At 74.3% G+C, this 7,539-nt stretch carries 7 protein-coding genes; all 7 read left to right on the top strand.

All coding sequences use genetic code 11. From position 1 onward, the window contains the following. Positions 1-201 precede the first annotated feature (201 nt). Positions 202-1,161 (top strand): MBL fold metallo-hydrolase, encoded by a 960-nt coding sequence (locus D450_RS0106530; protein WP_017537875.1) that lies wholly within the window; start codon positions 202-204, stop codon positions 1,159-1,161. Positions 1,162-1,176: 15 nt separating this feature from the next. Continuing rightward, complete coding sequence (locus D450_RS0106525) at positions 1,177-2,853, top strand: FAD-dependent monooxygenase (RefSeq protein ID WP_017537874.1); 1,677 nt, start codon at positions 1,177-1,179, stop codon at positions 2,851-2,853. Then, on the top strand, positions 2,828-4,030 hold the full coding sequence (locus D450_RS0106520; RefSeq protein WP_026128414.1) for a homogentisate 1,2-dioxygenase: 1,203 nt from the start codon (positions 2,828-2,830) through the stop codon (positions 4,028-4,030). The genes D450_RS0106525 and D450_RS0106520 overlap by 26 nt, the downstream gene beginning before the upstream one ends. Continuing rightward, entirely contained in the window at positions 4,027-4,914 is an 888-nt protein-coding gene (locus D450_RS0106515) for a hypothetical protein (RefSeq protein ID WP_017537872.1), read from the top strand. The genes D450_RS0106520 and D450_RS0106515 overlap by 4 nt, the downstream gene beginning before the upstream one ends. Positions 4,915-4,996: 82 nt before the next feature. Beyond that, positions 4,997-6,262 carry a fumarylacetoacetase gene (fahA, locus tag D450_RS0106510; RefSeq protein ID WP_017537871.1) on the top strand — a complete coding sequence of 422 codons (1,266 nt, stop codon included), beginning with the start codon at positions 4,997-4,999 and terminating at the stop codon, positions 6,260-6,262. A gap of 73 nt (positions 6,263-6,335) precedes the next feature. Continuing rightward, a complete protein-coding gene (locus D450_RS0106505; RefSeq protein WP_017537870.1) occupies positions 6,336-6,815 on the top strand; it encodes a VOC family protein in 480 nt (159 codons plus the stop codon). Positions 6,816-7,064: 249 nt separating this feature from the next. Continuing rightward, positions 7,065-7,539 (top strand): carboxymuconolactone decarboxylase family protein (locus D450_RS0106500; protein ID WP_017537869.1); only part of this gene is annotated, 475 nt, incomplete at its 3' end.

The following is a 7,539-nucleotide window of genomic DNA, read 5'->3' as shown; positions in this document are numbered from 1 at the left end:
CCCCGCCGCTGTGCCGGGCCGCCGCCGCGGAGAACCCGGCTGGTCGTCCCCCACATAACTTTCGCAAATGAGAAACCGAGGTTTCTTGTGCTTTACCTATGGGTGTGACCGGTGCCACCTTGGGTCTCGGGCGTGATCCGCGCCTCACCGCCGCGACCCCCGCGGCCGCGCAGAACGCGGCCCTGGACAGGAGGACCCGCAATGGCCAAGCCGTTCGCGTCATCGGCCGACCTGGAGGAGAAGGAGCAGACCCTCGAAGTCCTGGCGGACGGCGTCTACGCGCTCACCGCCCAGGGCGACCCCAACATCGGCGCGATCGAGGGCGAGGACTTCCTCGTCTGCTTCGAGGCGATGGCCACCCCCACCGCCGCGAAGGAGTGGCTGGCCCGGCTGCGCGAGCACACCGGCAAGCCCATCCGCTACCTGGTGCTCTCCCACTACCACGCGGTGCGGGTCCTGGGCGCCAGCGCCTTCGGCGCCGACGCGATCGTCGCCCATGAGAAGACGCGCGGGCTCATCGCCGAGCGCGGCAAGGAGGACTGGGCCAGCGAGTTCGGCCGCATGCCGCGCCTGGCCAAGGACCCCCAGTCGGTCCCCGGCCTCACCTGGCCCACCGTCACCTTCGCCGACCGCATGACGATCGACCTGGGCGGCGACCGCGGGGAGCTGGTCCTGGAGCACCTGGGGCGCGGCCACACCGAGGGCGACATCGTCGCCTGGCTGCCCCGCCACCGCATCCTGTACGCGGGCGACCTGGTGGAGGCCGAGGCCGCCCTGTACACCGGGGACGCCTTCCACCGCGAGTGGGCCTCCACCACCCTCGACCGCGTCGCCTCCTTCGGCGCCGAGATGCTCATCGGCGGGCGCGGACCGGTCACCCGCGGGCGCGCCGCCGTCGACGCCGCCGTCGAGCAGACCCGCGCCTTCCTCACGGTCATGCTGGAGCGGGTCGGCGAGGTGCACGCGCGCGGCGGCACCCTCAAGGAGGCCTTCGAGGCCGCCCACGCCGCGCTGGCCCCCGACTACGGCCACTGGCCCATCTTCGAGCACTGCCTGCCCTTCGACGTCTCCCGACTGTGGGACGAGCTCTCCGGCATCGAGCGGCCCGTCATCTGGACCGCCGAGCGCGACCGCGAAGTCTGGGCCCGGCTGCAGGACTGACGGAGGCCACCCCCCATGCCGAACCGACACCACCCCCCGTGCCCCGGCGCCCCGGTCCTCGTCCTGGGCGCCGGGCCCGTCGGGCAGACCGCCGCACTCCTGCTGGCCCACTGGGGCCTGGAGGCGGTCCTGCTCGACCGGAGCCCCGAACGCGACCCGGTCGGGTCCAAGGCCATCGTCCAGCAGCGCGACGTGCTGGACATCTGGGAGGGCGTCGGTGCCGGGGCCGTCGCCGAGGAGGGCCTGACCTGGGACACCGCCCGCACCTTCTACCGAGGCGACGAACTGTTCGCGGTGCGCCTGCGCGACCGCGGCGCCAGCCCCCTGCCGCCCTTCGTCAACATCTCCCAGGCCCGCACCGAGGAGATCCTCGACGGCGCCCTGGAGCGCGCGGGCATCCCCGTGCGCTGGGGACACGAGGTCACCGCGGTGGAGCAGGACGCCGAGGGGGTCACCGCGGTCTGCGCGACCGACGAGGGCACCGTCCGCCTGCGCGGCGCCTACGCGGTGGCCTGCACCGGCGCCCACGGCACCGGGGTGCGCCGGGCCCTCGGCGCCGACCTGCGCGGCAGCAGCTTCGAGGACCGGTTCCTCATCTGCGACATCCGCGCCGACCTGCCCGGCTGGGAGCGCGAGCGCCGCTTCTACTTCGACCCCGCCTGGAACCCCGGCCGCCAGGTGCTCATCCACCCCTGCCCCGGGTCGGTGTTCCGCATCGACTGGCAGGTGCCGCCCGACTTCGACCTGGAGCGCGAGGAGGCCGACGGCGGGCTCGACCGGAGGGTGCGCCAGATCATCGGCGACCGCCGCTACGAGGTCGTGTGGCGCTCGGTCTACCGCTTCCACACCCGGGTGGCCGACCGGATGCGCGCCGGACGGGTGCTGCTGGCCGGCGACAGCGCGCACCTGGTGGCCCCCTTCGGCGCGCGCGGCCTCAACTCCGGGGTGCAGGACGCCGAGAACGCCGCCTGGAAGATCGCCTTCGCCCTGCGGGGCTGGGGCGGCGAAGAGGCCCTCCTGGACAGCTACGCCGCGGAACGCGGCGCCGCGGCGCAGGAGAACGCCGACGTCACCTCCGCCACCATGCGCTTCCTGGTCCCGCCCGGACCGGCGGAGAAGGCGCACCGGGAGAGCGTCCTGCGGCGCGCCCTCACCGACCCGCAGGCGCGCGACCAGGTCGACTCCGGCCGGCTCGCGGAACCCTTCTGGTACACCGACTCCCCGCTCACCACCCCCCACCCCGAACGCGTCTTCGGCGGGCGGCCGCCCCGGGGCACCGACCCCGACCCCGGCCCGGGGGTGCTCGTGCCCGACGCCCCGGTCACCGTCCCTGACCGCCCCGACGCCGAACGCCTGCGCCCCTTGGCGCGCGAAGGCCTCATCTTCCTGGTGTCCGCACCCGGGCACCCCGCAGCGGTCCTCGCCGCCGCCGAATCCGCCACCCGTGCCCCCGTGGCGGCCTACGGCCTGACCGACATCGACACCGACGGCGCCCTCACCCGTGCCCTGGAACCGGGCCCGGGTGAGGCCTGGCTCCTGCGGCCCGACGCCCACATCGCCGCCGTGGTCGACGCCTCCGACCCCGCGGCGATCGCCGCGGCCGTGCGCACCGCCCTGGGCGCCCCTGCGGCGGCGGACGCCCACGCACCCAGAGAGGAGATCTCCGATGGCGTACTACCGGCGAGTGGGTGAGGTGCCGCGCACGCGGCACACCCGGCACCACAACCCCGACGGGGGCCTGTACTACGAGGAACTGATGGGGGAGGAAGGCTTCTCCTCGGACTCCTCACTGCTCTACCACCGGCACATCCCCTCGGCGATCGTGGACGCCCGCGAATGGGAGGTGCCCGACCAGACCCGCACCGCCAACGCGCCGCTGGTCCCGCGCCACCTCAAGCTGCACACCCTCTTCGGCGACGAGTGGAAGAACACCGACGCCGTCACCGGGCGCAGGCTCGCCCTGGGCAACGACGACGTGCGCATCTCCTACGTGGCCGCGGGGACCGCATCGGAGCTGTACCGCAACTCCATCGGGGACGAATGCGTGTACGTGGAATCCGGGCGGGCCGCGGTCCAGACGGTCTTCGGGGAACTGCACGCCGGGCCGGGGGACTACATCGTCATCCCCCGGGGGACCACCCACCGGTGGGTCCCCGAGGGCGAGGAGCCGCTGCGGGCCTACGCCATCGAGGCCAACAGCCACATCGCCCCGCCCAAGCGCTACCTGTCCCGCTACGGCCAGTTCCTCGAGCACGCCCCCTACTGCGAGCGCGACCTGCGCGGGCCGGGCGAGCCACTGCTCCTGGAGGGCACCGACGTGGACGTGCTCATCAAGCACCGGGGCAACGGCCCGGGCGGCGTCACCGGCACCCGCTACACTTATCCCCACCATCCCTTCGACGTCGTGGGCTGGGACGGCTGCCTGTACCCGTACGCCTTCAACGTCGCCGACTTCCAGCCGATCACCGGCCGCGTCCACCAGCCGCCGCCGGTCCACCAGGTCTTCGAGGGCCACAACTTCGTGGTGTGCAACTTCGTGCCGCGCAAGGTGGACTACCATCCCGAGTCGATCCCGGTGCCCTATTACCACTCCAACGTCGACTCCGACGAGGTCATGTTCTACTGCGGGGGCGACTACGAGGCGCGCAAGGGCTCGGGCATCGGCCAGGGGTCGGTGTCGCTGCACCCGGGCGGGCACTCGCACGGCCCCCAGCCCGGCGCCTACGAGCGCAGCGTCGGCGTCCAGGCCTTCGACGAGCTGGCGGTGATGGTCGACACCTTCCGCCCGCTGGACCTCGGCGAGGGCGGGGCCGCGGCCGAGGACCCCTCCTACGCCTGGACCTGGGCGGGGCGGGGGCCGAGGGGATGAGCGCGCCCCCGCTGTTCGCCCGCATGCTCGACGACGCCGCGCTCTTCCCGCCGGGCGACGCCCCGATGGCCGAGGCGCTGCCGCGCCACCGCGCCCTGCGGCGGGGGAGCCGGGCGGACTACGTCGGTCCGTTCATCGTGGCCGACGCCTGGCTCGGCGACCTGGAGGCCGCCCTCGCCCGGGAGGCCGAGCGCGCCGGCACGCCCGCGCGCACGGAGGCGCCGCTGGAGGTGACCGTGACCGTCCCCGGCGGGCCGGCGGGCGTCGGCCCGGCGCTCCAGCGCGCCGGGCGCATGCCCGGGGTGCGGGTCGTCGGCGCCGAGGTCGCAGCGGCCCCCGGGGAGCCCTCCGCGGGAGTGCTCGCCGCCGCCGCGGCCCTGACCGACCACCTGCCTCAAGGGGCGCACGGCCACGTCGAGGTGCCCCGCGGCGGTGACCGGTCCCCGGCGGTGGCCGCCCTGGCCGAGGCCGGACACCGCGCCAAGTTCCGCACCGGCGGGGTCCGCGCCGACGCCTTCCCCTCGGAGGCCGAACTCGCCGCCGCCCTCGCCGCGGCCGTGGCGGCCGGGGTCCCCGCGAAATGCACGGCCGGGCTGCACAACGCCGTCCGGCACACCTCCGCCGAGACCGGATTCGAGCACCACGGCTTCCTCAACGTGCTCATGGCGGTCGACGCGCTCCTGGGCGGCGCGCGCGCCGCCCAGGCCGAAAGCGTGCTCGCCGAACGCGACGGCAAGAGCCTCGCCCGGGAGGCCCAGGGCGTCCTCGGCGACGAACGGCGCTCCCGCGCACTGCGCGCCGCCTTCACCGGTTTCGGCACCTGCAGCGTGGACGAGCCCCTGGAAGACCTGGACGCGCTGGGACTACTGCCCGACGACGCCTGAACACGCGACGCCCGAACACCGCGGCCCGTCCTTGGAGGACTCCGGGGACGGGCCGCCCCGACGACACCAGGAGGACCGCAAGGTGCCCGACAGCTGGCTCGACATCGCTCCGGACTCGCCGTTCGGCCTGCACAACCTGCCCTACGGGGTGTTCAGCGACCCCGGCGGCCCCGGCCCGCGCACGGGCGTGGCGGTCGGGGACCACGTGCTCGACCTGGGAGCGGCGGCGCGCACGGCCGGGTCCCCCTTCGCCGCCGCGGTCTCGGGTCCCTCCCTCGACGGGCTGCTGGCGGCGGGGCGGCCCGTGTGGGAACAGGTGCGCTCGACCGTGCTGCGCTGGCTCACCGACCCCGCGCGCGCCGAGGAGATCCGCCCCCACCTCTTCAGGCGCGACCGTGTTCGGCTGCACATGCCCTTCACCGTCGGCGACTACGTCGACTTCTACTCGTCGGAGCACCACGCCACCAACGTGGGGCGCATCTTCCGGCCCGATTCCGCGCCCCTGACCCCGAACTGGAAACACCTGCCCATCGGCTACCACGGGCGGGCCGGGACCGTCGTGCCCTCGGGGACCCCCGTGTCGCGCCCCTGCGGGCAGCGCAAGTCCCCGAACGACCCCGCCCCCGTCTTCGGGCCCTCGCGACGCCTGGACATCGAGGCGGAGGTGGGCTTCGTCGTCGGCAGACCGAGCGCCCGCGGCGGGCGCGTGCCCGTCGCGGACTTCGCCGACCACGTCTTCGGGGTGTTCCTGGTCAACGACTGGTCGGCGCGCGACCTCCAGGCCTGGGAGTACGTGCCGCTGGGGCCGTTCCTGGGCAAGTCCTTCGCCACGTCGGTCTCGCCGTGGGTCGTTCCGCTCCAGGCGCTCGAGGCGGCACGGGTCGAGCCCCCCGCCCGCGACCCGGAGCCCCTGGAGTACCTGCGCGACGCCAAGGGCGAGCCCTGGGGGCTCGACCTCGCCCTGGAGGTGCGGATCAACGGGCACGTGGTCGCCCGGCCGCCTTTCGCCCAGATGTACTGGACGCCGGCCCAGCAGCTGGCGCACATGACGGTCAACGGCGCCTCGCTGCGCACCGGCGACATCTACGCCTCGGGGACGGTCAGCGGGCCCGAAGCGGGACAGCGGGGGTGCCTGCTGGAGATGACGTGGGGAGGGAGAGAGCCCCTCAAGCTGCCCGACGGGACCGAGCGCGCGTTCCTGGAGGACGGTGACTCGGTCTCCATCAGCGCCACGGCTCCCGGCCCCGGCGGGACGGTGATCGGCTTCGGCGAGGTCACCGGCGCCGTCCGGGCGGCCGAGNCCCCCCCCCCGCCCCGCCGCCGGAGGCCCCCTCTCCGCCACCGGTGAGTTCCGGGGAGCACTCCGGTCTGTACAGGTGAGTGCGCGCACGAGGCGGGCGCGGTCCACCGAGGAGGCCGGCATGAGCGGCGACGGATTCACCACCTGCCTGTGGTTCGACGGCCAGGCGGAGGAGGCGGCCCACTACTACACCTCGGTCTTCCCGGACTCCGCCCTCGGGTCGATCGTCCGCCACCCTGAGGCCGGTCCCGGGCCCACCGGCGAGGTCATGGTCGTCGACTTCACCATCAAGGGCGAGAAGTTCGTCGCCCTCAACGGCGGCCCGCAGTTCACCTTCAGCGAGGCCGTCTCCTTCCAGATCCACTGCGATGATCAGGACGAGGTCGACTACTACTGGGACCGCCTGACCGCCGACGGCGGTGAGGAGGGGCCGTGCGGCTGGCTCAAGGACAGGTACGGCCTGTCCTGGCAGGTCGTCCCCAAGGTGCTGCTGGAGATGATGGGGGACCCGGACGGCGCGCGCGTGGAGCGCGTGAGCCAGGTTCTGTTCACCATGAAGAGGCTCCACATCGCCGAGCTGGAGAAGGCCTTCAACGGGTGATCCCGGCGGCCTCGCCACGGCTTGCCCGCCTGCTCGAGAGTGGGATGCCAGTCGAGGGCAGGACCGCCACCACGGCCGACGGGAGGGCGTTCCTCGACGTCGCCGGTTCCCCACCCTTCGGGCCCCGGGTTGCGGACCGTTCTGCGGGGGAACGGGGGAGAGGGGCGTGTGACGCCTGGGCGCCCCGTCGGCCCGAAACCTCCCCGACTCGGCGCACTCCGTCGGTCCCCACCACGAGGAGCACGTGCCATGCCCGCAGACGTCCCCGCCCGTGCCGCCCGTGAGATGGCCGCCCTGCTCGGCGGCCGTGCGGAGGCCCTCGACGCGTTGGAGCGCGTCGCACCCCGCACCGCCGACGCCCTGGCGGCGGGCTTCGCCGACGTCCTGGGCGAGAGCGGCCTCGGCCGCCCCGAACGGGAGATCGCCACCCTCGCCGCGCTCATCGCGCTCGGCGACACGGGGCCGCAGCTCGCGGTGCACACCGCGGCCGCCCGCAACGCCGGCATCGACGATTCGGAGCTGGCCCTGCTCGTGCACCACCTGCAGGCCTACGTCGGCTTCCCCCGCGCCCTGCAGGCCGTCGGTGCGATGGGGCTGCGGCAGGTCCCGCCCGAACACGACGTCGCCGTCGGCGCCCACACCACCCGGGTGGTCGACCGGCCGGCCGAGGGGGCGGAGGAGCGCGAGCCGCTGGTCCTGCTGCACGCCCTCGGGGTGGACCGCC

It is taken from the genome of Nocardiopsis halophila DSM 44494, assembly GCF_000341245.1.
Taxonomy (GTDB): domain Bacteria; phylum Actinomycetota; class Actinomycetes; order Streptosporangiales; family Streptosporangiaceae; genus Nocardiopsis_A; species Nocardiopsis_A halophila.
This window is presented reverse-complemented; position numbering and strand designations above follow the sequence as displayed.